Below are 24200 nucleotides of genomic sequence, written 5' to 3'. Positions count from 1 at the left end.
CGTGTCAGTTTGACGGGGCCAAAGGGGCCGTCGTTTGAGGCGGAGCCGGAGGCATCGTACCGGCAGGATTGTCGAAATAACGGAAGAATTCCGAATTCGGCGACAGCACCAGCGTTGTATCCTGGGACGACAGAGCTGTGGAATAAGCCGCCATCGAGCGGTAGAACTCGAAGAACGCCGGATTCTTGCCGAAAGAGTCAGCGAAGATGCGGTTGCGTTCCGCATCGCCTTGACCGCGGATGATTTCCGCATCGCGCTGGGCTTCCGCCGTGAATTCGACCACCTGGCGATCGGCGATGGCGCGGCGGCGCTGGCCCTCTTCGGTGCCTTGCGCGCGAAGCAGCTCGGCCTCTGCAAGACGCTCGGCACGCATGCGGCCGTAGGTCTGTGGCGCCACCTGCTGCGTCAGATCGGTCCGGCGGATACGCACGTCCTGAATATTGATGCCGAGATTTTCGGCGTCGCCATGCAGGTCGTCGCGCACTTCAAGCATCATGGCCACGCGCTCGTCCGAAAGGGCGGCATCAAAGTCACGCAGACCGTAGACACGGCGGAGAGACGAATCGAGCTGGGTGCGAAGACGCGCTTCGGCAGCCTCGCGGTCGCCCGACACCGTCTCGCGGAACTTGCGTACATCCTTGATGTCGTAGATCACGAAGGCATCGACGTCAAAGGTCGATCCACCGCGAACCTGGACGCGGATATTGTCGAGGTCGAAGCGCAGCGCCTGCTTCTCGACGATCTGAACGCGATCGGCATCCATGAAGGCTAAGGGCAGCTTGAAGTAGATGCCCGGCTCCGTCTTCACCGACTGGATCTGGCCGAAGCGCACGACGATTGCCTGCTCGCGCGCATTGACCACGAAGATCGAGGAATAAACGACGACAAGCACGACGGCGAGCAGAATGATGATAACGGGAAGTCTGTTCGAATTCATGGCTCAACCTCCCTGCCGTGCGGGTTTGCCGATCTCATTGAGCGGCAGATAGGGAACGACCCCCTGCTTCTCATCGATCACGACTTTCTTGGAATTCTTCAACACTTGTTCCATTGTTTCGAGGAACAGCCGCTTTCGGGTCACGTCGGGAGCCTTCGAATATTGTTCGTTGATGGCAGTGAAGCGCTGCGCCTCACCGTCCGCTTCCTTCACGACACGGTCCTTGTAGGCCGCTGCCGCTTCGCGAATCTGTGCCGCATCGCCTCGTGCCTGGCCAAGCTTCTGGTTGGCGTACTGGTTCGCCTCTTCGACGAGACGCTGCTTGTCCTGTTCGGCGCGCTGCACCTCTTCGAAGGCATCGGCGACATCGCGTGGTGGCGCTACGTCCTGAATTGTGACCGCAGTAACGGCAATGCCCGAATTGTAGCGATCCATCGTGCCCTGCACGATAGCGGCAACTTCCGTCTCGATCGGCTGGCGGTTGTTGCGGAACGCATCCTGGGCCGGTCGCCGTCCGATGATTTCGCGCATGGCGCTTTCGGCGACCTGCTGCAGCGTTTCGGCCGGGTTTTCGACGTTGAAGAGATAGGCCTTCGGGTCGATCACGGTGAAGAAGACCGAGAACTCGACGTTCAGGATGTTCTGGTCGCCGGACAGCATGAGACCCGTCGAAGCCGAGGCGGACGTCGAGCCGATATTCTGCTGCTGCACCGTCACCTTAACGATCTCGACGGTTTCCATCGGCCAGAAGTGGAAATGCAGACCGGGCGTCGAAATCTCTTCCTTCGGCTGGCCGAAGCGAAGCTCGACCCCGCGCTCGTCCGGCTGGACGATATAGATGCACTGGAAAAGCCAGAAGACAACGAGAACCGCGGCGATGATCACCGCAACGCCGCCGTTGAACCCGCCGGGGACGATGTTGCGCAGCTGATCCTGGCCGCGCCGGATGATGTCTTCGAGATCGGGAGGCCCGCCCCGGCCGCCGCGTGGACGCTTTGGTCCCTGCCCCCATGGTCCCTGATTATTACCGCCGCCGCCGCCCCATGGACCGCCGCCGCCATTCTGATTGCTCCAGGGCATCAAAACCTCGTTGTTTGTTAAACTCGCAATCGCATCGTGCCTGCGGGGGCGGCAGGCCTTAAGCGATTGTGACCGTTATAGGTATCACCGCTTCCGCTTTCAACGCGGCATGAAGAACTTGGCGATGTTTATTGATAAATATTTCGTTTTCAGGCGCTGCGACGCTCATAGATGACGAAGCGGGTCGGATAATTGTCCTTTTCCCCCGCAGGCACGTCGATTGCTTCAACCGCCATCCAGGCGGAGGGGTCGATTGCCGGGAAGGACGTGTCGCCCGCAACTTGGGTTTGCACGTGCGTGACGCACATACGGTCCGCAAGCGCCATTGCCTGTGCATAGATTTCTCCGCCGCCGGCTATGACGATCTCGCTCTGGCCGGCCTCGCGTGCCAGCCTTTCGGCAATGCCGATCGCCTCGGGAAGAGAATGCGCCATCGTCACGTCCGGATGTTCGATCGTCGTGTGCCGGGAAATCACAACATGCGGGCGTCCTGGCAGCGGTTTCCCGAAACTCTCATATGTCTTACGCCCGACCACGATCGGCTTGCCGAGCGTCAACGCCTTGAAGCGCTTGAGATCGGTCGAAAGCCGCCAGGGCATATCGCCGTCGCGTCCGATAACGCCGTTCTCGGCCATTGCAACGACAATGATCTTTCTGATGTCGGACATGGACTTCCTGAGGTTGAAATAACGGCTCTGTCCACCCGGGTCTACCGCCGGGCAGGCCAACAAGCAAGACAAGGCTCGACGAAATGCCGCCCACGCCTGCGGCACGTCTCAATGCGAGACATCGCATCGCAGCATACGCATTTCGTAAACCACGCCGCATGTTTGGATTTTACTCCAGAAAATGCTACGTTAAGTTGATATTTATGGGAGACGGATCAGCGCAAAACAATCGGCCGTGCCGCATCGACCTCGTTATCGTCGCGATGGCGGCGGGGCTTTTCGCGTGGGTTGTTACGGGCGGCAAGGCTGGTTCTCCGGTAACGACAGGCTTGGGTACGGCATTCGCCTGGCATTTTATGGGATTTCCGATCATTCCGGTGAAATTCAGGGAACGCATGCTCGGGCAGCCCGGAAAGCGTCTGTTAACGGCTGTCGGCCTAATCCGGAAAGGATAACGAAAGGCTGGTGCGAATGACGAATGTGACGCCTCGATATGATCTGATCTGCGACCCGCTGGACCGATGGATCGTCTGGGACCACGTGACAGAGTCACCGGCGTCGTTCGGCGGACGGATTCTCGACGGGCTGGACGAACAGGAGGCATCGAGGCTCGCGGACGTCATGAACGAGCTTCAACGACGTCAGCAGACACTTACCGATCGCGCCGGCAAGCGTTCGGCCCGCTAGGACAAGCGCCCGTTAAACGGCGACCGGGGCGTCGATCCGGTCATGCGACTGATATCCTACGACCTCGAAATCGTCGATCCGATAGCCGTCGATCCCGTCGGGCTCGCGCGTCAGCAGCAGCTTGGGGAAAGGCATCGGCTTGCGCGCAAGCTGCTCTTTGGCCTGGTCGAGGTGATTCAGGTAGAGATGCGTATCGCCTCCGACCCAGATCAGTTCACCCCGATCCATCTGCACCTGCTGCGCGACCATCGCAAGGAGCGCCGCCTGCTGGCATATGTTGAAGGGTGCGCCGAGGAAAATATCGCAAGAGCGCTGGTTCACAAGCATGGAAAGCCGGGGCCGGCCGCGGCCGCTTTGCAGTCCGGAAACGTGAAACTGATAGGTCATATGGCATGGCGGAAGTGCCATCTGATCTATCTCGCCGACATTCCAGGCGTGGAAGAGCATGCGCCGGCTCGTGGGATTGGTCTTGAGGCTATGGATGAGCGCGCCGATCTGATCGTGCTCCACCCCGTTCCGGTCAAGCCACCGCCTCCACTGCTTGCCGTAGACCGGCCCTAGATCGCCCCATTTCGCTGCAAAGGCGTCATCCTCGATAACGCGCTTCTCGAACGCGTCCTGGGATATCTCCTCGCCGGTTGCCTTGCGGTATGCGGCAAGCGGCCAGTCCGTCCATATCTTGACGTTTTCCTTCAGCAGCGACTGAATGTTCGTCTGTCCGGTCAAAAACCAGAGCATCTCCTTCACCGCCGTCTTCCAGAAGACCTTCTTGGTGGTGAAGGCGGGAAAGCTGCCGTCAGAAAGATCGAAGCGCATCATCGCGCCGAACGTCGAAAGTGTGCCCTCGCCGGTGCGGTCCATCCGCCGGTCGCCCCTTTCCAGCAGATGGGCCATGATATCGAGATATTGATATTCAGGATGGCGAAGCATCTGTGTCTCCAATGTGCGGCAGCCTGGGTGCAGAAAATCCACCCGGCCGCTGCCGATTCCGCTTGAACGAATTTAAGCGCTCCTGCCGCTCAAACCAACTGCGAAGAGGGCTTATCCCGATAATTCTGCTGCCACGTGCAACGCTTTTGTGACGTATCCCCTTTTCATGCGCTTCGGAAAACACTATATCACCCTTGCCGGTTTTCGGACCGGCTATGGCGATAAATGAGCGATGTAATAAACCTATTGGACCCGGGGGCGGTACCCGGCGCCTCCACCAAAAACAGCCGGTTCACGACTGCTTTTGATGGGGGCGAAACAGGATCGACAAGGGTGTAAAGATCGACTTTTTGCTCGGCATGATACCGCCGTTATCGGGTCACAAGTGTAGTTGCAAACGACAACAACGCTAAGGAATACGCTCTCGCTGCCTAACGGCGGTGCGGGAATTCCGCTCTAAGTCCTTTTGGTTAGCACCTTAAGGCGGGGTCCGAAGGCACCTGGCAACAGAAGCCTTCACCTTCTCCCTGCCGCCCAAATCATGTATTGTTTGTGAAGATGACTCGGACACTTTGCCTTTCCCAAGGCCGCCGGACATGGCATATACCCTTGTGAAAAGACTTCCGAACCAAAGAAAGACAGGAAAAGTATGGGGCAGGACCACATCCGCTACGACATTCTGGCACAGGACGCGCTGCGTGGCGTGATCCGCAAGGTCTTGTCCGAAGTCGCGACGACGGGCCGCTTGCCCGGCGACCATCATTTCTTCATCACGTTTCTGACCGGCGCACCCGGCGTCCGCATCTCGCAGCATCTGAAATCCAAGTATCCGGAACAGATGACCATCGTGGTCCAGCACCAGTTCTGGGATCTGAAGATCACCGAATCGCTGTTCGAGATCGGCCTTTCCTTCTCCGACGTGCCCGAAAAGCTGGTCATCCCCTTCAATGCCATCCGCGGCTTCTATGATCCTTCCGTCAATTTCGAGCTTGAATTCGATGTGCCGCTGACGGACGCTGAGGAAGTCCCCGCGGGCGAAATCACCGCCTATCCGGTCGCACCCGAAAAAAGCGAAGAAACGCCTGCGGCAAAACCCGCCGAGGGCGACGAGAAGAAGCCGGGATCCGTCGTCTCGCTCGACGCCTTCCGCAAGAAGCAGTAATTACCAAGGGAAGCATCTGCTTCCCTTTTCATGTGCCCTTTTCCAAGCCGGATGGAGGTAAGCCATGAGCGCCGAGATCATCAATCTCCGCCAGTTCAAGAAAAAGCAGGCCCGTTCCGAAAAGGAAAAACAGGCCGAGCAGAATCGTGTCAGTTTCGGCCGTACCAAGACCGAAAAACAGCTGACCAAAGCACTGAACGAGAAGGCCGAAAAAGCGCACCGCCAGGGCCGGATCGAAAAAGACGAAGGCGGCGAATGACGGCGCATCGAAGCCGAAAAGAACCCGCAATGAATCGCTTGGCGGCGTTTCCTCACTCAACTTGTCAACTCCGCAAAACAGGCCTGCGGAAAGCCTGATGATCCGCAAACATTCCGCCAGCCTGCACGGGCACCGCACCAGCTTCTCGCTGGAAGACGAATTTTGGGCCGAGCTGAAGGCCATCGCCACAGCCCGCGCCGTTCCGCTCGCGGCCCTCATATCCGAAATCGACGATAACCGTGCGCCGGAAAGCAACCTCTCCTCCGCGCTGCGCATCCATGTCTTGAGCTGGTTGAAAAACCGCAGCTAAGCGGGCCTTCACTGCGGCAACGGCACGCCCGGCAAGGCATCAAAATTCAATCGATTGCCCGTTATCGGTGGCGGCTGGTTGAGCTGCAGCGCGCGCCGCGCCGCCTCTTCCGCGGCTGCTTTCGCCTCGGCGTCTGCCCTTGCCTTGGCTTCAGCCTCCGCTTTGGCTTTCGCTTCCGCCTCGGCCTTTTGCCGCGCAGCTTCGGCAGCGAGCGTCCGCAGGCGCTGCTCTTCGCCCCTGCGCTGGGCCTCGATCGCTGCGGCTCTTGCGCGTTCCGCATCGTTGAACTTGTAAAGCGCCACCTCGCGACGCAGACGCTGCTTTTCCAGGACGTTCGACTGCAGACGCTCGACACGCCGGCGTTCGCGTTCGAATGCACGCAGCGACAGATATCCGGCAATATCGGTTACATCCATCGTCCGGCCGGGCGATGCAAGCAACCCGGAATAATTGAGCCGCAGCGCGGGCTCAGCGCCCGCAAGCGCTTCCTCGCCTGGATTGAGACCAATGTTCAGCGATGCGTTGATACGCTCTTGCGGGAGGCTCAGCTGCGCATTGCCGGTGACCTTGGCGAGTTCGGTGGCAACGGTGACATTCTGGACGCGAAGCACACCGTCGGTGATATTGAACGGAATGCCCGTAGGCGGAAGTTTCGCCTCGCCGTTGTTGAGCAGCGTCTCGACGATCGGATGTATCTTTCCCGCATTGAGCTGGTCCTGCATCGGATCCGTTGCCGCAAGCAGCGGTGGCAGCAGCGCGAGGTTCAGCCCGCGCACGCTGGTTTCGCCAAGCCGCATCTCGCCGGACCCGGTGAGCGAACTCAAGAGCTCCGTCATCGTCTTGCCGGAAGCTTCCATGCCTAGAGAAAGCCCGAACTTGCCGTTCGCAACCGGCGCACCGTCGCGTGGCCAGACGACGCCAGCAAGGTCGGAATCGGCCAGCGAAAGCTTGGTCTGAAAGAAGCCGGTGCCTTCGGCATTGGTGAAAAGCAGGTTACCGGAAAGCTGGCCGCCGTCCCAGCCGCCCTTCATGTCGTTGAGTTGCAGTTCGTCGCCCTTATAGACGACATTGGTGGTGAAGCCGGTCAGGGCCGCCGACCATCCCGGCCAGAGCTCCTTGGCCGAGAACTTCAGGTTGACATCCATATCTTTGAAAACCGGCTGCCCGAGTGCAGCGGTCGAGAAGTTGCCCGTCGCCGCGTCGGTCATCGGGCCATAGACGGCCTCACCCAGCCAGGTCGCATCGGCGCGGTCGAGCGCGAGCTCGCCGCTTGCCGTCGTCCTGTCCGTTTTGCGATCGACCGTCAGCGCGCCCGAAAACTGATTTTCTGCGGCATGACCCTTGAGGTCGGAAAAAACGATCTTGTCGCCATCGACGGTCGCCGTCGTCTGCAGCCCGAAGGGCAGCCCGGTGCCCATCTGCGGCAGCGCGATGCCGTTCATCACGAGATATGGATCGAGATCGGCGCTTTCGAGCGAGACGCCGATCTGGCCGTTCATGAAATTCCCAGGACGGACATCGACCTTCCCATTTGCGGTAAACGACGTCCGGTCCGTCGCAAACGTCAGCGATGCATCGGCCGGATCGGTGCCGGTTGCCTGGACCTTCAGGGCGAGCCGGCCGTTGGCGTCAGCCTCGATCGGAAGTGGATCGAGACCCGCCTGCCCGAACAGGATCGAGGTCGTGCTGTTTTCGAGTGTCGCCTCCAGGCTCGTCGTGCCCGCGCCGGTCAGTGCCAGCAGGTCCGACATGCGGTAGTCGAGGTTCACACGGCTGCCGTTGGAAACGCCGGCGAGCGTCAGCGCAAGCCCGTCGCCCTCGTCACCGCCGAGAGTCAGCGCGCCGCGCAGCGCCGTGTTGGTGTACCAGGCAGCATTGCGCACCAGCCTGTCCATCACCGGATGCTGCGGCAGATGCTCCTTCAGCATCGTGACGAAAGATCCCGGATCGGCGGACTTGAAGGTGATCTCGCCCGAACCTTTGTAATCGAGCAAGGAGCCTTCGGCCCGGCCGGTGGCGGTGAGTTCCGCACCCGCCAGATTCTTGGCGACCAGCTTGTCGATGGCAAGCGCCCCGTCGGCGATCGTAAAGCTGGTCTCGACATTCTCCGCCTCGACGCCGAAGGCGCTGAACTTGTCCGCCTTCAGCTGCGCCGTGATCTTGTGGTCGAGCACGTTTTCGCCTGCGTCCTGGCCCGTGAACAGGCCTGTCAGTGCCCTCAATGCATCGAGGTCGAGCGCATCGCCGGCAAGGTCGACGTTCAGGAGCGGCGACTGGTTCTCCAGCGCCTGCCGCTCAAGCTTGCCCTTCAGCGTAGCCGGACCGATGGCAATCTCCAAATTGTTGAAGCTCTGCCGCTGATGCGTCAAGCTGACGTCGGCGGAAAAGCCCGCCTGCTTCAATTGACGGATCGCAGGATCGACCGAGCCCGCAAGCCAGGAGGCAAGCCCTGAGGGCTGATTGGAGGCAACGGTAATCCGTCCATTGAACGAAGGTTCGCCCCTCAGCGTCAGCTGACCCTGACCCTCCACCTGCGTGCGCCCGGGCAGCGTTCCAACGGCATTGTCGATCGTCCAGCCGTTGCCCGCCGGCTGCAGATCGAGCTGCACGTCGCGGATCGTCGTGTCCCCGGCAACGATTGCCGGCAGCTTGACGCTTGCCTTGCCCGGCACCTGCGGCACGGGAATCTGTGCAATGATGCTAATCAGCGAATTGAGGCGCTGCCGGGCGGACTGGCCGGGATCACGCGCGGTCTTACCGCCGGCGCCTTGATTGCCTATCCTGTTCACGTCGATCTGCTGGCCATCGGCGATCAGCAGGAACTCGGGCGCGTTGCCAGTATCAAGCGTCGCCTCGCCGGTGATCACATACGGATCCTCCACCGAGCCGATCTCCATCCGGTATTCGGAAAGCCGGATGCGCTCGTTGGTCAGTTCGAAACGGCCCTTGAGGCGCGGCGGCAGCACGTTGTTTTCGACGGATTTGGCCGTGCCGCGGTTCTCGACCGCAGCCGATATGAGACCCTGATAATTCGGCTTTCTGTCGATCAGCTTCAACTGACCATCGAGATCGATTTTGACCGGACGCTGACCAGGTATCAATTGCGTCCTGACCTGCAGCGCACCGGTTTCATCGGGCTGTCCGCTGGAAATCGAAAAGCTGCCATGCTCGCCGTCGAGCGCGGCATCGCCTTCGATCCGCCAAGGGCCTGCCAGCGACCTCGCCGACATCTCCGCGTTCAACCCCGTAATGTGGCGGGCACGGCCAGACTGATCGTCGATGAACTGCACGTCGCCGCCGGTGACATGCACGCTTTCCAGAATGACTGTCTTTGCGGGAATTTCCGGCCGGCTGCCGCGCATCCAATCGAGTGTGCCGTCCTTGAGCAGCCGCAAGCGAAGCTTCGGGTTGACAACGCGCATATCGAAAATCAGCGCCTCGCCGGAAAGGAACGGCGCAAGTTCGGCATCCATGGCGAATTGTTCGATCTGCACGACCGGCTGACCGTCGGATTCCTGTCCGACACGAACGTCATGCAGCGTTACCGCAGGAAAAGGCAAAAGACGCGCATCGACTGTGCCATGCACCGTCACCTTCTTACCGATGATGCGGCTCGCCTGATCCTCGAAATTCATGCGGAAGTCTGTCCAGTCGATGAAAAGCGGCGCGAGCAGTGCCACGAAGAGCACTACGACGATCACTCCCCCCAGAAAGACGAGGAACCGGCCTATCAATTCAAGCATTCTCCATTCGGGATTCTGTTGCCGACACTACTGTCATTCATGCCGGGAGCAAAGCCGAAGATCATGAGATTGTTCCATTTTCAGACAAGATGGAAAATCTTGCCCGGATTGAAGATATTGTCCGGATCGAGCGCTTGCTTGACCTGCCGCATAAGTTCTACGGCGCCGCCGAGTTCCTGCTCGAGAAACGCCATCTTTCCCTGTCCGATCCCATGCTCTCCGGTGCACGTTCCATCCATCGCAAGAGCCCGCTGATTGAGCCGCGTCACGAAAGTCTCCGCAACGGCGACACCTTCCATCGTCTTGTCGTCGAACAGGAGAAGCACATGGAAATTGCCATCTCCTGCGTGACCGACGATCGGCGCCAGCAGCCCATGTTCTCGGATATCAGCCTGCGTCTCGGCAACGCAATCCGCAAGTCGTGATATCGGAACACAAACATCGGTCGAAAGTGCGGCAAGCCCGGGCGCCAGCGCGCGGCAGGCCCAATAAGCATCGTGCCGCGCCTTCCAGAGCTTGTTGCGCTCCTCGGCATTTGCCGTCCAAAGGAATTCGCTACCGTCGCATTCGGCCGCAATCTCGGCAAACTGCGCCGATTGAAGTTCGACGGTTTCGTCGGTTCCGTGGAATTCGAGGAAGAGCGTCGGGCTTTCGGCGTAAGCCAGACCCGAATAGGCGTTGCATGCCCGCATCTGCACGTCGTCCAGCAATTCGATGCGCGCGACCGGAATGCCCATCTGGATCGTCATGATGACCGCATCGCAGGCGGCTTTGATCGTCGGGAACGAGCAAGCCCCGCCCGCGATCTTCTGAGGAATTCCCTGCAGCCTGAGCGTCACCGAGGTCAGAACCCCGAGCGTGCCCTCGGCGCCGACGAAAAGCCGCGTCAGATCGTAGCCCGCCGAGGATTTGCGTGCCCGGCGCGCGGTGCGGATTTCCTCGCCATTGGCCGTCACGGCCGTGACCGAGAGCACATTGTCCTTCATCGTGCCGTAACGCACGGCGTTGGTTCCGGAGGCCCGCGTCGAAGCCATGCCGCCGATCGAGGCATTCGCACCAGGGTCGATCGGAAAGAAGAGCCCGGTGTCACGGAGATAGACATTCAGTTCCTCGCGCGTGATACCCGGCTCGACGGTGCAATCGAGGTCCTCGGCATTCACTTCGAGAACCCGGTTCATCCGGCTGAAATCGATCGAAATCCCGCCGTTCGGGGCATTCACCTGTCCCTCCAGCGAAGAGCCGGTGCCGAAGCCGATGACCGGCACCTTGTGCTCGGCACAGACCCTGACGGCCGCCTTGACGTCATCGGCCGTCTCGGCAAACAGCACGCCGTCCGGCAGCTGTGCAGGAATGTATGTGGTCGTATGCGCATGCTGGGCGCGGAAGGATTCGCCGGTCTGGAAGCGCTCGCCGAAGCTCTGTTTCAATATCCCAACCGCTGCGGAAATGCCCGCCTCGTTGCGTTTTCCAGCCTTCGCGTCCCTGAGCGCCATCCTGTTGATCTCCCATGCATTCCACCATTACAGGCAGGCTGGTATGAGACAACGGATGGCGCCTGTCCAGTCAAGAGTCTCGCCAGGCGGCTCAAACGAGAGGTGGATTGAGCCGCGCGAAGCCTTCCTGTCTCCTGTACGGGAAATAAGGATAAGGCGCCGGCACAGCGCTGACCTTATTGAGCCTCTCGACCTGCTCCTTCGTCAGCGACCAGCCGACGGCACCGAGGTTCTGGCGCAGCTGCTCCTCGTTGCGGGCCCCGATGATGACGCTCGACACAGTCGGCCGGGCAATCAGCCAATTGATGGCGATCTGCGGCACCGTTTTACCGGTCTCCGCGGCAATCTCATCAAGAACGTCGACGATGTTGAAAAGCGTCTCGTCATCGACCGGCGGGCCGTACTCCGCCGTCTGGTGCAGCCGGCTTCCTTCCGGCAGCGGCTGGCCGCGGCGGATCCTGCCGGTGAGCCTGCCCCAGGCGAGCGGGCTCCAGACCAGCGCGCCGACGCCCTGATCGGCAGCAAGCGGCATCAGCTCCCATTCGTAATCGCGGCCCGCCAGCGAATAATAGACCTGATGCGCCACGTGACGCGCGTAGCCGTGTCTCTCAGAGACAGCGAGCGACTTCATCAACTCCCAGCCGGCAAAATTCGACGCGCCGATATAGCGGAGCTTGCCGGCAGCAACGAGACGATCAAGCGTCGAAAGGACCTCCTCGACCGGCGTCGAGGCATCGAAGGCATGAAGCTGCAGCAGATCGATATAATCGGTGCCGAGACGGCGAAGCGCCTCGTCCACGGATTTAATCAGCCGCGAGCGCGAGCTTCCCCAATCCGCCGGCCGGTCGCCCATCGGCAATGCCGTCTTCGTGGAGATGAGCACGGCGTCCCGCTTTCCGCGGATCGCCCGCCCCAGAACCTCCTCCGACGCGCCCGCCGAATAGACGTCGGCTGTATCGAAGAGATTGACGCCCGCCTCGAGGCAGATGTCGACTAGGCGCCGGGCCTCCGCCGCATCCGTATTGCCCCATGCGCCGAACAGCGGGCCGCTGCCACCAAAGGTGCCTGCGCCGAAACTCAACACCGGTACCCTGAGGCCGGATGCGCCGAGATTTCTGTATTCCATGGTTAGTCTCTCCTGTTGTCTGTGGACAGATAGACACTCACCGAAGCGCGATATAGATTGCCTGAAAGACAATCATTTATGATTTGAATTCATCATGAGCCGTCAAGACATCAATCGCTCCGGCGAAATGGAAGTGTTCGTCCGCGCCGTCGAGCTCGGCGGCTTTACCGCCGCGGCATCCGCCTGCCGGATGACCCCATCGGCCGTGAGCAAGCTCATCGCCCGGCTCGAGGCCCGGCTTGGCACACGTCTCATCAACCGCTCGACGCGGCGCCTGCTGCTGACGCCGGAGGGCTGTGCATTCTACGACAGAAGCGTCTCCATACTTGCCGATATCGCCGAGGCCGAACGCTATGCGTCAGCAGGCGAGCAGGCGGCGGGGCCGATCCGCATCAATACCAGCGCGTCTTTTGGCAATCATGTGTTCGCGCCGCTTCTCCCCTCTTTCATGACGCTTCATCCGGCCGTGACGCTCGACATTTCCTACACGGACAGGATCGTCGATCTCATGGAGGAGCGCACCGACGTCGCAATCCGCGCCGGCCCGTTGAAAAACTCCAGCCTGATTGCCCGCAAACTCGGGTCGGCCCGCAAGTTGATCGTCGCTTCGCCGGACTACCTTCGCCGCCATGGCGAACCAAAGTCGATCGCCGATCTCGATAAACACTGCCGCATCGGCGTTTCCTACTCCCGCGCCATCCAGGGATGGCCGCTTCTCGATCAGGGTGAAAGCATACTTGTCCCGGTCACGCCGGGCGTCCAGGTCGGCGATGGCGAAGGGATGCGCCATATGGCACTTTCCGGCGCCGGCCTCGCGCGCCTTGCCGTCTTCACCGTCCGCGCCGACATCGCCGCAGGAAGGCTCGTGCCCGTCCTCGAAGACCTGAACCCCGGTGACATCGAGGAATTCTATGCCGTCTATATCGGCCAGGGCGGTCCATTGCCCGCCCGCGTCCGCGCACTGCTCGATTTTCTCGCGGCTAACGTTCGCCTCTAAAGTCCCCGCCAGGGCCAGATTTCGCAATTGACCCCAGCCGGTGCTGACAAATATACCGGCCATGCGTATTCGGCTGACTTGGCCGGTCCTTTCGTTTTCGAGAATACTTCCCCTCTTGCCGGATCGCGGCCTTCCTCCTGCACTGGTCAAAAAGATACCGTTCGATGCCGTTTAAAGCCGCAAGCCGAGCCTTGCAGAAAGCCAGCCTGCCGAGGTGGGTGCTGCTGCTTAGCCTCTCCACCGCCCTCGTTGTCGTGCTCGAACTTTTCGCCCTTCCGGCATCGCTGCTCGTGGGGCCGATGATTGCGGCAATCTTTCTCGCTTTGGTCGTCGGCAAGGGCCAGATGCGCGTGCCTTATTGGCCCGTGCAGTTCGGTCAGGCCTTGGTCGGGCTGATGATGGCGCGCGCCATCACGCCGGACATTCTCGCCACGATGGCCAAGGACGCGCCGCTCTTCATGCTGGTCATCGTCTCGGTGATCGCCGTCGCAGCCGTGCTCGGCTATCTCCTGACCCGGCTGCAGGTGCTGCCCGGCACCACCGCCGTTTGGGGCTCATCCCCTGGCGGCGCCTCGGCCATGGTCATCATGTCGGAGGCCTATGGCGCAGACGCCAGGCTCGTTGCCTTCATGCAATATCTGCGGGTCGTCTTCGTCTGCGTTGCCGCTTCCGGCGTCTCGCGCCTCTGGGTCGCCGCAGACGGCGGCGAGCCGCCACCGCTCATTCTCTTTCCGCCGATCGACTGGCCGGCCTTTTCCGCAACCGTGCTGCTTGCCTGCTGTTGCATCTACGCCACCTTCCGTTTCCGCGTGCAAGGCGGCACCATCATCCTCCCGCTTCTCGCAGGCTCCCTGCTGCAAGGTTTCGACCTCTTGACGATCGAGCTACCGATGTGGCTGCTTGCGATCAGCTACGCCCTGATCGGCTGGAGCATCGGACTGCGCTTCACACGCTCGATCCTGAAGCATGCCGCCCGCGCGCTGCCGCGCGTCTCCGCCTCCATCCTGCTTTTGATGTCGATCTGCGGGCTAATGGCCGTGGCGCTGCACAAATTCGCCGGCGTCGATCCCCTGACGGCCTATCTCGCCACCAGTCCCGGCGGCGCGGATTCAGTTGCCATCATTGCCGCCTCCAGCGATGTCGACCTGCCCTTCGTCATGGCGATGCAGGTGGGGCGATTCGTGATGATCCTGCTGACCGGACCGATGCTCGCGCGTTTCATCGCGCGAAAGAGCGGCCTGGCTGAGAACCCCGCCTGAGCGCGGCCCACTGGCCGGGCGTCAGGCCATAGGCTTTTTTGAAATGCCGGTTCAGATGGCTCTGATCGGCAAAGCCGGTGGCAAAGGCGACATCGGATAACTCCCCGCCCTCGCCGATCATCGCCCGCGCCTGCTGCAGCCGTCGCATCAGGAGATAACGATGCGGACTGGTCGCGAATGCGGCCCGGAAATGCCGCGACAATGTAAATCGATCGAGTCCCGTTATGGACTCGAGCTCGCCGGAACGCACCGTTCGCGTCGCGTGCGCTTCAAGGTAGTCGCGGGCGCTACGGGCCTGGTTCCAGGCAATGCTCGCCGGCAGCCTGCGCAACGCCCTCGCATGTCGTAGGAGCCCGTCCGCCACGCGCATCAGGAAATCGTCGACGAAGAGCTCGTCAAGCTCGTGATCAAGGTCGGTCAGCGCGCCGAGCAGGACATCGGCAAGAGCCGAATCGCTGATAACGGGCTGATCGACAAATGGGAGCCCGAGCTTCTCCGCATCGAGGCATTCGGCAAGCAGAGAGGGTTCCAGGTAAAGGATGCGGTATTGCAGCCCGTCATCAGTGCCCGCCCCGCCGTCATGCTCCTCGTCCGGATGCAGCACGATCACCTGACCGGGCATGCTGAAGCGCCTTTCGCCGCGATAGGAGAAAGTCTGCACGCCCTTCAGCGTCACACCAAGCGCGTAGGTGTCGTGCCGGTGCGGTTCGAAGGCGTTTCCGCTGAATTTCGCCTCGATGCGTTCGATCCCTGGAAAGGCAGGCGCTTCCACAATGCCGTCGCCGCCCTGCGGCACGCACAAACGTTCAAGACCTTCGAAAACCTGCGGCATTACATCCTGGCTCAACGCGACCTCGAAACGCATGAAAGAGACTGGAATGTTTGATACCAAAATCGCGATCGTCTTGCGAAACAATCTTGCGTCATGGCAAAAGCTGAATGTGACCGCCTTCCTGATGAGCGGCATCGCCGGCCGGAATCCGGAGATCATCGGCGAGCCCTACAGGGACCGCGCAGGCAACATCTACAATGCCATGTCCATCCAGCCGATCATCGTGCTTTCCGCCGATGAGGCGACGATTGGGGCGATCCATCGGCGAACTCTGGAGCGCGAGATCCCATCCTCGCTGTTCATCGAGGAGATGTTCGCGACCGGCCATGACGCAGCCAATCGCACCGTCTTCGCTGAATACGCGCCGGACGATGCCAAGGTCGTGGGCATCGCCTTGCGCGCCGACAAGAAGACTGTCGACAAGATCACCAAGGGCGCAACGATGCATGCCTGAGGCGAAAACAGCCGGGCGATTGCCCGGCTGTCGGATTTAACGCAGTTGAGATCAGCTCTCTGTGATCGGAGCGATCTGAATTTCGACGCGGCGGTTCTGTGAGCGTCCTGCTTCCGTCGCGTTCGACGCGACCGGCTGCGACGGGCCGAAGCCGACGGCGGAGACGCGGCGCTGGTCGATGCCCTGTCCGCCGAGGTAGCCGGCAACCGAAAGGGCGCGGCGCTGCGACAGATCCTGGTTATGCTGCAGGCTGCCGGTGGAATCCGTATGGCCGTTCACATCGATCAATGTGCGGTTGAATTTCCTGAGAACGACCGCCACTGAATTCAGCGTCTGGTAGAAGCCCGGCTTCACGGCATCCTGGTCGATGTCGAAAGTGATGTTCGACGGCATGTTCAGGATGATGTTGTCGCCGTTACGCGTCACCGAGATACCGGTTCCCTGCAGCTGGGCGCGGAGTTCCGCTTCCTGCTGATCCATATAGTTGCCAATCGCACCGCCTGCGAGCGCGCCGAGACCGGCGCCGATCAGCGCCGCGTTGCGGCGTCCGTGCGCGGAACCGCCGACGGCTAGACCGACAAGCGCGCCACCCACGGCGCCGAGTGCAGCACCGCCGGCCGTGTTGGAGACTTTCTGCTGACCCGTATAGGGGTCGGTCGTTGTGCAGGCGGTCAGGTAGCTGGCGGCGACCGCCAGAAGTATGAATTTCTTGATCATGGACAGAAAGCTCTCCGTTCGAAGCTGACCCGAGCAAATATTATGGAATGCGGCAACAAGATGAACGCGTACCCTCCGATAAAACAAAATCAGTGGATTGGACACGTCTCGCTTGCACAAATCCCGGGGATATCGCCAATTTGCCACAACAGTCTCAACAGCCACGGTCATATCGAGGCAGGAGGGATCGCAGACCGCTCAGAAGTTTTGGAAGAGCTGCCTTACGGTGTCGTAGCTGGCATTGGCGATCGAGAGCGCTTGCAGGCCCAGTTGCCGCTGCGTCTGCAACGCCGTGAGCTTGCTCGATTCCTCTTCCATATTGGCATCGACCAGACGTCCGATGCCTGAGCTGTACGCGTCGAAGAGCGTTTTGGCGAACTCGTTCTGCAACTCGATGCGCTTCTCCAGCGCACCAAAAGCCGAGCCCACAGTAGTCATCTGTCTCAGAATGCCATCAACAACGCTGATCATCTCATCGACCTGATCTTTTGTCGTTGAGGACGAAAGCCCGATCTCGACCTGTCCGGTGGTATTGCCCGCCTTGCTCAAAATCATGACGTAGTTCTGAGAAGCGCCCATTTCGCTCGCGAAATAGGATGATGTCAGAGCGCCGTATTCGCCGCTCCCGCCGGAACGGTCGTCGACGAGGTAGCGGGCATCCTTCGATGTGGTGACGCCCGTCGACGGCAGATCGATGTGATAGGTCAACGTTCCGATCGAAACGGTGCCGTCGGCATTGCGGATATAGGATGCCGGAATCTGCTTCGGCTGGGTGGGATTGTCTTCATCCGTCAGGACGACCCAGTTGTCGCTGTTGAAGGCTGCCGCTTCGGCGACGGAGCGCAACTGCGCCTTCAGTTGCGTCAGCTCGTCATTGATCTTTTCCTTGTCGACGCCCTGCTCTGTCGCCGCGACAAGTTTCGCCTTGATCTCGGAAACGACATCGACGGCGCTGGCAACACCCGTATATGCCGTGCCCATCGTGGCGGCCGCCATGCCGAGCGCATCCTGGATGGCCGCATGCGCCTTGTTGTCGGAGCGGGCCGTCGTCGCAACCGACCAGTAGGCGGCATTGTCGCGGGCCTGTTCGACGCGAAAACCGGACGAGACCCGGGTTTGCGTCCGCGTCAGGCTGCGATTGATATCGCGAAGCGTATGCAGCGCCGCATCGACAGATGTGCGTTGAAAAATACTCACGGGAACGGAACTCCGAACATAACTATACGCAAACTACAAACAGTGAACCGTGTCCGCGAAACGTCATGTTCGGGCGCTGAAATCAGCGGGTGACAAGCCTCCGAAACGCTGGAGGCCTTTGATCGGTTACGGGAAGATCATTGCGTTTTATGCTTAAGAAACATCTAACGTTCAGAAGAAATTTATCATGTTTTGCAACCGTTCATTGACTATGAAAACGCCTGTGGCTTCTACTTTGTCATTGCAAATGGGAAAATGTCATACGCCCGTTAGGTTTAGCCGATAAATGAAGGACGATTTTCCGCTAACGATTTTACTGAAACGCCCCTTTGCCAAAACGATTTCGAGATCGAACACCGCCGTCGTCGACTCGCACGATTTCGGGAGAGCAGCGGTCGACGGCACGTCACATTGCCCGCGAGTTGGACAAGATACTCGATGGCAGCGATCCGAAGCAGGTCTCCATCAAATACGAGCGTCGACGTGACCGATTTAGGGTCAATCTGACGAAGGCCTCGGGGCTATAGGGACCTTATCCCCCCAGCATACGTGCGAGCATATTTCTGATGTGGTCCTGCGCGCCGTAGAAAATAGCCGCGACAATGATTGTGCGGTTATGTTTTACCGGTAGAAACCAAATAGCCGCCTTGTCTCGCCGAAGAAACCGCATCCCGGGATGAATATCGGGCCTCAGAGTCCCGATATAGGGCGTATCGACGAGACGATCGATTTCGACACGCAATTTGCGGATCCGTTCAACGGTACGCTCCACAGCCTCGTCAGGCGAGTCCCCGAGTTCGACATAGGCGTCGAACAGATGATCGAAGATCAACTCGAAATCGCGTTCGGCATCCTCAGAATATTCAAGGGTCCACACGAACGACCCGTCGCTTCCGCTCAATCATTGCCGCGACGCGGCTTTCCATTTCCGTCGCAGAAATCATCGGTCCGTTCAATCGCCGCCGGACCAATTCACGAAGCGCTGCCGTTTCGACGGTCTCAGTTTCCGTCTTTTGGCGAAGCAGTTCTAGGCCCTGCTGAAGAACGGAACTCATGCTGGAATACCGGCCGCTCTCCACCAGCGAACGGGCAAACGCATCCTGCTGGTCGGTCAGCGAGATCGACGATTTGACACTCATCGGTTTAACTCCTTTGAGCCTAATTTGCTACTCAGTAGCACATTTGTCAATCTGATGAGATGATCCGGCAGGGCGACAAAGTCAAGGACGTCGGACCGGATCGTCTCAATGACCAGGAGGTGGCGCATTTAGTCGAGCGAACGGCGCTTGCCGCCGGCGCGGGTGGCGACCCCGCCGAGGTCGAGCGAGGACTCAAATTCTTTGGCCACTCGCTGCGCTCGGGTCTAGCGTCTTCGGCGGAGGTCGACGAGCGATCTGTGCAAAGCAGCTGGGGCACGCTTCGGCCGAAATGACGCGCAAATATCGCGCCGACGCGACCGCTTCCACACCAATCTCACAAAGGCGTCGGGGCTTCGAGAGCCCCCTGCTCCCGGCGTGAATCGTTAGGTCAAAATTTAGGGCTGGGTTTTCAGCTTAGCGCTTTAATTGAAATCGGGAAGTAAAAGCCACAACGCCGCCGCGACAGAGGCGGCGGCGTTGAAGCAGACGGAATCAAATCTATTCCGCGGCCTGCAGATGCTTCGGATCGGGTACCGGCTTCGGCCGCGCGGCAACCGCCATCTCCTCGTGCAGGCGGGCTTCCTCATGCGCATGCGGCTTGGCAAAGCGTGCGACCAGCAGATAGGCGACCGGCGTGATGAGCAGCGTCACCAGGGTTGCGAAACCCAGTCCGCCGACGATCACCCAGCCGAGCGCAATGCGCGCTTCTGCGCCTGCGCCATGCGCGAAGACGAGCGGAACGCCGCCGAGGATGGTAGCAATCATCGTCATCATGACTGGGCGAAGGCGCAGCGCGCAGGCGCGTTCGATCGCCTCGCGCACTTCTATCCCGCGGTCGCGGAGCTGGTTGGCGAACTCGACGATCAGGATGCCGTTCTTCGCCATGACGCCCACAAGCAATACTAGGCCGATCTGGCTGTAGATGTTGAGGCTCGATCCGGTGATGATGAGCGCGAAGACGGCGCAGGCAAGCCCGAGCGGCACGGTCGACATGATGATCAGCGACGACAGCACGCTTTCAAACTGGGCCGCCAACACCAGGAAGATGATCACGATCGCAAAGCCGAAGGTGAGCGCCATGCCGCTGGAATTCTCTTCGAGGGTCGCCGCTTCGGCAAGTGGAACAAGACGTGTGCCCGGCGGCAGGATCGGCTCGGCAAGCTCCGTCACCTGCTTGACAGCATCGCCGAGCGACATACCCTCCTTGAGGCCTGCCGTGATCGCCACGGAAGCGAGCTGCGATTCACGGTTCAGCTGCGGCGCGACCGCACCTTCCTTCAGCGAAGCGATAACCGACATCGGCACGATCTTGCCCTCGCCGGTCTTCAGGAAGACGTTTTCGAGATCGGTTGGATCGTCGATCGGTCGCATGGTCGAGGTAAGCAGAACCGGATAGGCATCGCCATTGACGAAAACATCGACGACGGAACGCCCCTCAAGCAGCGATTGCATCGCCGTCGAAAGCCCGGTGATATCGATGCCGAGATCAGAAGCCCGCTCGCGGTCGATCGTCACCGAGACCTGCGCCTGCGTCGGTTCGTTGGTGAGGCGCGGCGTATCATACTGCCCGGTCGCATCCAGCGCCTGCACCAGCTTGACGGCGGCAGCCGTCAGCTTCTCATAGTCGTTTCCGACGAGAGCCATCTGCAGGCCGCTGCCGGCGCCGCGAATACGCAGGCTGTTCGAGGATATCGCATTGCCGCGGAGCGCCGGCACGCGGGATGCCGCCCGGTTGATATCCTGGACGATCTCCGCTTGCGTGCGGTCACGCTCGCCCCAGGGCGCCAGCGTCAGCACCATGAAGCCGCTATTGGCCGAGCCGCCCTGCCCGGAGATCGAAAAGACGTTCCGGATGTCGCCGCTGTCGACCAGCGGCTGCAGGTATTCTTCGACGAGCTGCAGCTTGTCGCGCGTATATTCAAGGCTTGATCCCTGCGGCGCGGTGAGCCGCATCATCACCATCGCGCGGTCCTCGTTCGGCGTGAGCTCACTCTTGACGGTCGAGAAGGCGACGAGTGCTGCCCCCGCAAACAAAACCGATGCGACGATGACAACGAAGGGCGCGTTGAGGCAGCGCTGCAAGGCCCATTGGTAAACGTTCGCAAAAGCGCCGCCGAACCGGCCAAGCGCACCGTGATCCTCCAGCATCGGCTTCGTCAGCATGCGCGAGGCGAGCATTGGACAGAGCGTCAGCGCGACGATCGAGGAAAGCCCGACCGAGAAGGCCAGCACGAAGCCGAATTCGCGGAAGAGACCGCCTACTTGCCCCGGCAAGAACGACAGCGGAATGAAGACGGCGGCAAGCGTTGCCGTGGTCGCGATGACCGCAAAGAACACCTCGCGCGTGCCGAGGACGGCCGCCGCTCGCGGCCCCATGCCTTCGGCGCGCCGACGTACGATATTCTCGAGCACTACGATGGCGTCGTCGACGACGAGACCCGTCGCCAGGACGATCGCGAGCAGCGTCAGGATATTGATCGAAAAGCCCACCAGATAGATCGCCGCCAGCGTGCCGATCAATGCCACCGGCATGCTGACCGCCGGGATCAGGGTTGCCCGCCAGTCGCGCAGGAAGAGGTAGATGACGCCGGTGACGATGACGCCGGCAAGGATCAGCGCCAGCACGACCTCATGGATCGCTCCCTGGATGAACACGGCGTCATCGCTGGTGATGGCGATCTTTGTGCCTTCCGGCAGCGTCTTCGACAGTTGCTCGACAACCGCCTTGATGCCGCTCGAAATATTGAGCGTGTTGGATTGCGCCTGGCGGATGACGCCGAGGCCGATGCCGCGATTGCCGTTGGAGCGCAGCGCCGTATCGCCGTCGCGCGGCCCGAGCGTGACTGTTGCGACATCGCCGAGCCGCACGCGATCCTGCAGGATGACATTGGCGAAATCCTCCGGCTTCTGCAGGCTTGCCGTCGCACGCACGACGATGTCCTGCGTCGTGCTCTTCAGCGATCCGGCCGGTACGTCGAGGGCGGAATTGTCGAGCGCCTCCGTCAGATCGCCGACCGTCAGCCCGCGGCTTGCGAGAGCGCCCTGATCAACATCGACGCGGAAGATCTTTTCCTGGTCGCCATATTGCTCGACATCGGCAACACCGTCGACGGACGCGAGCCGGTCGACGATCTCGTTTTCGACGAGCAGCGTCAGGTCGTCCATGTTGAGGTTGGTCGAGGTGACCGCAAGACGCATGATCGGCTGCGAATCCGCATCCGCCTTGACGATCTGCGGCGCATCCGCATCGTCCGGAAGCTGCTCCATGATGCGGCCGATCGCGTCACGCACGTCGTTTGCGGCAACGGCCAGATCGACGGTATCGGAAAACTCCAGCGTCACGCGGCTTTGGCCGAACTGCGACTGCGAGGAGATCGACTTCAGGCCGCTGACGCGGGCAACTGCGCCTTCGATGACTTTCGTCAGCTCCTGATCGATCGTCTGCGGCGCAGCGCCGTCGAACATGGTGCGCACGGTCACGACCGGGCGGTCGACATCCGGCAGCTCGCGCACCTCCACCCCGGCATAGGCAGCAAGACCCGCCACCACCATCAGCGTATTGAACACCAGCGCCAGGATCGGGCGGCGCACGAAGAGCGCCGTAAAGGTCTGCTTGCCGGAGGCTCTGTCGGGAAGTTCGGTCACGCTTATGTTCATTGCGTCGCGACCCCGTTGTTCGAGGCCACTTCATTGGCTACCCGCACAGGCCCACCCTCGCGGACGCGCTGCAGGCCCTGCGTCACGATGACATCGCCATCCTTGATGCCGGCCTTCACCAGCACGAAATCCGGATTGCGCTGCACGATGGTGACGCGCACCTTGTGCGATTTGCCGTCGACTACCTGCCAGACGAAGGAGCCCTGCGAATCCCACTGGACGGAAACCGGATCGACCGCCGGATATTTGTCGCCTGCGAACTTCATGCTGACATTGAAGGACATGCCGGCGCGGAGTTCATCAGCGCTGTTGTCGATCCGGGCGCGGATGCGCAGCGTCCGGCTTGCCGCGTCGAGACGGTTGTCCACCGCGTGCACTTCGCCGGAAAAAACCTGTCCCGCCCGCGCGACCGACGTTGCCTCCACCGGCTGGCCGACGGAAACCGTGTTGGCGAAGCGCTCCGGCACCCAGTAGTCGACCAGGATTTCCGAGCGGTCGTCGAGCGTCACGATCGGCGTGCCGGTGGTGACGTTGTCGCCGATGTTGACGGGGACGATGCCGACGATGCCGTCGATCGGTGCGACGATATTGCGTCGGGCGAGATTGAGCTCGGCGGCCTGCAGCTGCAGCCGCGCGCCCTGCTCGGCGATCTCGGCATCGAACACATCCATGCGTGCGACGCTGGATTTGATGTTGTGATAGAGATTGGACTTTTCGATCGCGCTCTTCAGCGCCACGTCCGCCTGCCCCTTGGCGATCACTTGCTCTTCGCTATCGAGCTTGGCAAGCACCTGGCCCTGCTTGACCTTGTCGCCGGACTTGATGAGGATTTCGCGGATCGTGCCGGTTGCCTGCGGCGTCACCGCAACCGAGCGGATCGCATCGCCGGTGCCGATCGCGTTCAGCCGGTCGTTGACGATACCCTGCACGACGGCCTGCGTGACGACCAGAACGGCGCCGTTGCGCCCGCCGCCATTGCGTCCTCCGCCGCCCTGACCGCCCTCGCCTTGCGCGGACGCACCGCCACCGGCTGTCTCGACGGCAGGAGCCAGTTTGGCGACAATGCTTTCCGGAACACCGGCATTTTTCAAAGTATCAGCCGCACCCGGCACAAGGAAAATCCATCCGGCAAAGCCGGCAGCAATAACGATTATAGAAAGAACAAACTGCTTCCAAAAAGCCATTCACGTCTCCGAAAAGCCATTCACGTCTCCGAAGGGACTCAGGATCCGTCGAAAGAGGCGCACGCAGGACAGAATTCCCACCTGACTGCGGCAATATCGCCCCTTTACAATCCCTCATCAAGCGCAAGTGCCGGTCATTACAGAATTGTAATCTCCATCCGAACGGAAGCATGTCACTTTTGCTTGAGCGGAAGCGTATTTCTCACCGCCATATTACCAGTCACTTCTTCAGCGATCTAGGAGACTGCTGGCGTGTCATAACTGCGCCACAAGATCGACAATCCACTTTCATAAGAAGAGCCCATGCACCGGCCCCTGGAACCGTGGGAATGAAAGCAGAACATCTTTTCTGGCCTTTCCATCCCGAAT

21 protein-coding genes, 1 other RNA gene and 1 pseudogene are annotated in these 24200 nt (G+C 60.6%); 9 read left to right on the top strand and 14 right to left on the bottom strand.

The window, feature by feature from the left end; translation table 11 throughout:
* Window positions 1–4 precede the first annotated feature (4 nt).
* From hflC to N2599_RS05585, 3 genes are all read right to left on the bottom strand, one after another.
* Complete coding sequence (gene hflC, locus N2599_RS05595) at window positions 5–937, bottom strand: protease modulator HflC (RefSeq protein ID WP_027508786.1); 933 nt, start codon at window positions 935–937, stop codon at window positions 5–7.
* A gap of 3 nt (window positions 938–940) precedes the next feature.
* Window positions 941–2017: an FtsH protease activity modulator HflK gene (gene hflK / locus N2599_RS05590; RefSeq protein WP_037141202.1), complete on the bottom strand. Its 1077-nt coding sequence runs from the start codon at window positions 2015–2017 to the stop codon at window positions 941–943.
* Between the two features lie 149 nt (window positions 2018–2166).
* Window positions 2167–2685 carry a dihydrofolate reductase gene (locus N2599_RS05585; RefSeq protein WP_027508784.1) on the bottom strand — a complete coding sequence of 173 codons (519 nt, stop codon included), beginning with the start codon at window positions 2683–2685 and terminating at the stop codon, window positions 2167–2169.
* Window positions 2686–3156: 471 nt separating this feature from the next.
* Between N2599_RS05585 and N2599_RS05580 the strand changes: the two genes are divergently transcribed.
* Complete coding sequence (locus N2599_RS05580) at window positions 3157–3372, top strand: hypothetical protein (protein ID WP_027508783.1); 216 nt, start codon at window positions 3157–3159, stop codon at window positions 3370–3372.
* 12 nt (window positions 3373–3384) lie between these two features.
* On the opposite strand, the gene N2599_RS05575 is transcribed toward N2599_RS05580, so the two are convergent.
* Complete coding sequence (locus N2599_RS05575) at window positions 3385–4302, bottom strand: thymidylate synthase (RefSeq protein ID WP_027508782.1); 918 nt, start codon at window positions 4300–4302, stop codon at window positions 3385–3387.
* A gap of 157 nt (window positions 4303–4459) precedes the next feature.
* Here N2599_RS05575 and ssrA point away from each other — a divergent pair.
* The 4 genes from ssrA to N2599_RS05555 all read left to right on the top strand — a co-directional run bounded on the left by ssrA (window position 4460) and on the right by N2599_RS05555 (window position 6033).
* Window positions 4460–4823, top strand: a transfer-messenger RNA (tmRNA) gene (ssrA, locus tag N2599_RS05570).
* Between the two features lie 128 nt (window positions 4824–4951).
* The gene (locus tag N2599_RS05565; protein ID WP_027508781.1) at window positions 4952–5464 is read left to right on the top strand and encodes an SspB family protein; all 513 of its coding nucleotides are present in this window, start codon (window positions 4952–4954) and stop codon (window positions 5462–5464) included.
* 64 nt (window positions 5465–5528) lie between these two features.
* Complete coding sequence (locus N2599_RS05560; protein WP_027508780.1) at window positions 5529–5723, top strand: DUF4169 family protein; 195 nt, start codon at window positions 5529–5531, stop codon at window positions 5721–5723.
* A 97-nt stretch (window positions 5724–5820) separates the two neighbouring features.
* On the top strand, window positions 5821–6033 hold the full coding sequence (locus tag N2599_RS05555; protein ID WP_027508779.1) for a ribbon-helix-helix domain-containing protein: 213 nt from the start codon (window positions 5821–5823) through the stop codon (window positions 6031–6033).
* An 8-nt stretch (window positions 6034–6041) separates the two neighbouring features.
* On the opposite strand, the gene N2599_RS05550 is transcribed toward N2599_RS05555, so the two are convergent.
* From N2599_RS05550 to N2599_RS05540, 3 genes are all read right to left on the bottom strand, one after another.
* Complete coding sequence (locus tag N2599_RS05550) at window positions 6042–9767, bottom strand: AsmA family protein (protein WP_027508778.1); 3726 nt, start codon at window positions 9765–9767, stop codon at window positions 6042–6044.
* An 89-nt stretch (window positions 9768–9856) separates the two neighbouring features.
* Window positions 9857–11269: an FAD-binding oxidoreductase gene (locus N2599_RS05545; RefSeq protein WP_027508777.1), complete on the bottom strand. Its 1413-nt coding sequence runs from the start codon at window positions 11267–11269 to the stop codon at window positions 9857–9859.
* A gap of 91 nt (window positions 11270–11360) precedes the next feature.
* Window positions 11361–12395 carry an aldo/keto reductase gene (locus N2599_RS05540; protein ID WP_027508776.1) on the bottom strand — a complete coding sequence of 345 codons (1035 nt, stop codon included), beginning with the start codon at window positions 12393–12395 and terminating at the stop codon, window positions 11361–11363.
* A gap of 94 nt (window positions 12396–12489) precedes the next feature.
* Between N2599_RS05540 and N2599_RS05535 the strand changes: the two genes are divergently transcribed.
* Together N2599_RS05535 and N2599_RS05530 are read left to right on the top strand one after the other, a co-directional pair.
* Window positions 12490–13392, top strand: a complete 903-nt coding sequence (locus N2599_RS05535; protein ID WP_027508775.1) for a LysR family transcriptional regulator — start codon at window positions 12490–12492, stop codon at window positions 13390–13392.
* 164 nt (window positions 13393–13556) lie between these two features.
* Window positions 13557–14651, top strand: a complete 1095-nt coding sequence (locus N2599_RS05530) for an AbrB family protein (RefSeq protein WP_027508774.1) — start codon at window positions 13557–13559, stop codon at window positions 14649–14651.
* Here N2599_RS05530 and N2599_RS05525 read toward each other — a convergent pair.
* Window positions 14611–15498 carry an AraC family transcriptional regulator gene (locus N2599_RS05525; RefSeq protein ID WP_027508773.1) on the bottom strand — a complete coding sequence of 296 codons (888 nt, stop codon included), beginning with the start codon at window positions 15496–15498 and terminating at the stop codon, window positions 14611–14613. The two genes, N2599_RS05530 and N2599_RS05525, sit on opposite strands and share 41 nt — an antisense overlap.
* 31 nt (window positions 15499–15529) lie before the next feature.
* Between N2599_RS05525 and N2599_RS05520 the strand changes: the two genes are divergently transcribed.
* Complete coding sequence (locus tag N2599_RS05520; protein ID WP_027508772.1) at window positions 15530–15937, top strand: DUF2000 family protein; 408 nt, start codon at window positions 15530–15532, stop codon at window positions 15935–15937.
* Between the two features lie 51 nt (window positions 15938–15988).
* Here the strand turns inward: N2599_RS05520 and N2599_RS05515 are convergent, their stop codons facing one another.
* The 4 genes from N2599_RS05515 to N2599_RS05500 form a co-directional block, all read right to left on the bottom strand.
* Window positions 15989–16654, bottom strand: coding sequence for a YiaD family glycine zipper/OmpA-like lipoprotein (locus tag N2599_RS05515; RefSeq protein WP_027508771.1), 666 nt, complete (start codon window positions 16652–16654; stop codon window positions 15989–15991).
* Between the two features lie 198 nt (window positions 16655–16852).
* On the bottom strand, window positions 16853–17851 hold the full coding sequence (locus tag N2599_RS05510; protein WP_027508770.1) for a flagellin N-terminal helical domain-containing protein: 999 nt from the start codon (window positions 17849–17851) through the stop codon (window positions 16853–16855).
* 532 nt (window positions 17852–18383) lie between these two features.
* The gene (locus tag N2599_RS05505) at window positions 18384–18728 is read right to left on the bottom strand and encodes a type II toxin-antitoxin system RelE/ParE family toxin (protein WP_027508769.1); all 345 of its coding nucleotides are present in this window, start codon (window positions 18726–18728) and stop codon (window positions 18384–18386) included.
* Complete coding sequence (locus tag N2599_RS05500) at window positions 18715–18990, bottom strand: type II toxin-antitoxin system ParD family antitoxin (protein WP_027508768.1); 276 nt, start codon at window positions 18988–18990, stop codon at window positions 18715–18717. Before N2599_RS05500 ends, N2599_RS05505 begins: the two co-directional genes overlap by 14 nt.
* An 83-nt stretch (window positions 18991–19073) precedes the next feature.
* Here N2599_RS05500 and N2599_RS05495 point away from each other — a divergent pair.
* Window positions 19074–19377: pseudogene (locus tag N2599_RS05495) on the top strand (tyrosine-type recombinase/integrase); the annotation flags it as partial.
* Window positions 19378–19488: 111 nt separating this feature from the next.
* On the opposite strand, the gene N2599_RS05490 reads toward N2599_RS05495, so the two are convergent.
* Window positions 19489–22641, bottom strand: a complete 3153-nt coding sequence (locus tag N2599_RS05490) for an efflux RND transporter permease subunit (RefSeq protein WP_027508766.1) — start codon at window positions 22639–22641, stop codon at window positions 19489–19491.
* Between the two features lie 2 nt (window positions 22642–22643).
* Window positions 22644–23831 (bottom strand): efflux RND transporter periplasmic adaptor subunit, encoded by a 1188-nt coding sequence (locus N2599_RS05485; RefSeq protein WP_027508765.1) that lies wholly within the window; start codon window positions 23829–23831, stop codon window positions 22644–22646.
* Between the last annotated feature and the right edge of the window lie 369 nt (window positions 23832–24200).

This window comes from Rhizobium sullae (assembly GCF_025200715.1).
GTDB lineage: Bacteria > Pseudomonadota > Alphaproteobacteria > Rhizobiales > Rhizobiaceae > Rhizobium > Rhizobium sullae.
Note: the sequence above shows the minus strand (reverse complement) of the source record. Positions and strands in the feature narration are given on the sequence as shown.

Coding starts and splice junctions, on each gene's coding strand:
- hflC (WP_027508786.1), bottom strand. CDS start 937: ATGAATTCGAACAGACTTCCCGTTATCATCATTCTGCTCGCCGTCGTG.
- hflK (WP_037141202.1), bottom strand. CDS start 2,017: ATGCCCTGGAGCAATCAGAATGGCGGCGGCGGTCCATGGGGCGGCGGC.
- N2599_RS05585 (WP_027508784.1), bottom strand. CDS start 2,685: ATGTCCGACATCAGAAAGATCATTGTCGTTGCAATGGCCGAGAACGGC.
- N2599_RS05580 (WP_027508783.1), top strand. CDS start 3,157: ATGACGAATGTGACGCCTCGATATGATCTGATCTGCGACCCGCTGGAC.
- N2599_RS05575 (WP_027508782.1), bottom strand. CDS start 4,302: ATGCTTCGCCATCCTGAATATCAATATCTCGATATCATGGCCCATCTG.
- N2599_RS05565 (WP_027508781.1), top strand. CDS start 4,952: ATGGGGCAGGACCACATCCGCTACGACATTCTGGCACAGGACGCGCTG.
- N2599_RS05560 (WP_027508780.1), top strand. CDS start 5,529: ATGAGCGCCGAGATCATCAATCTCCGCCAGTTCAAGAAAAAGCAGGCC.
- N2599_RS05555 (WP_027508779.1), top strand. CDS start 5,821: ATGATCCGCAAACATTCCGCCAGCCTGCACGGGCACCGCACCAGCTTC.
- N2599_RS05545 (WP_027508777.1), bottom strand. CDS start 11,269: ATGGCGCTCAGGGACGCGAAGGCTGGAAAACGCAACGAGGCGGGCATT.
- N2599_RS05540 (WP_027508776.1), bottom strand. CDS start 12,395: ATGGAATACAGAAATCTCGGCGCATCCGGCCTCAGGGTACCGGTGTTG.
- N2599_RS05535 (WP_027508775.1), top strand. CDS start 12,490: ATGAGCCGTCAAGACATCAATCGCTCCGGCGAAATGGAAGTGTTCGTC.
- N2599_RS05530 (WP_027508774.1), top strand. CDS start 13,557: ATGCCGTTTAAAGCCGCAAGCCGAGCCTTGCAGAAAGCCAGCCTGCCG.
- N2599_RS05520 (WP_027508772.1), top strand. CDS start 15,530: ATGTTTGATACCAAAATCGCGATCGTCTTGCGAAACAATCTTGCGTCA.
- N2599_RS05515 (WP_027508771.1), bottom strand. CDS start 16,654: ATGATCAAGAAATTCATACTTCTGGCGGTCGCCGCCAGCTACCTGACC.
- N2599_RS05500 (WP_027508768.1), bottom strand. CDS start 18,990: ATGAGTGTCAAATCGTCGATCTCGCTGACCGACCAGCAGGATGCGTTT.
- N2599_RS05485 (WP_027508765.1), bottom strand. CDS start 23,831: ATGGCTTTTTGGAAGCAGTTTGTTCTTTCTATAATCGTTATTGCTGCC.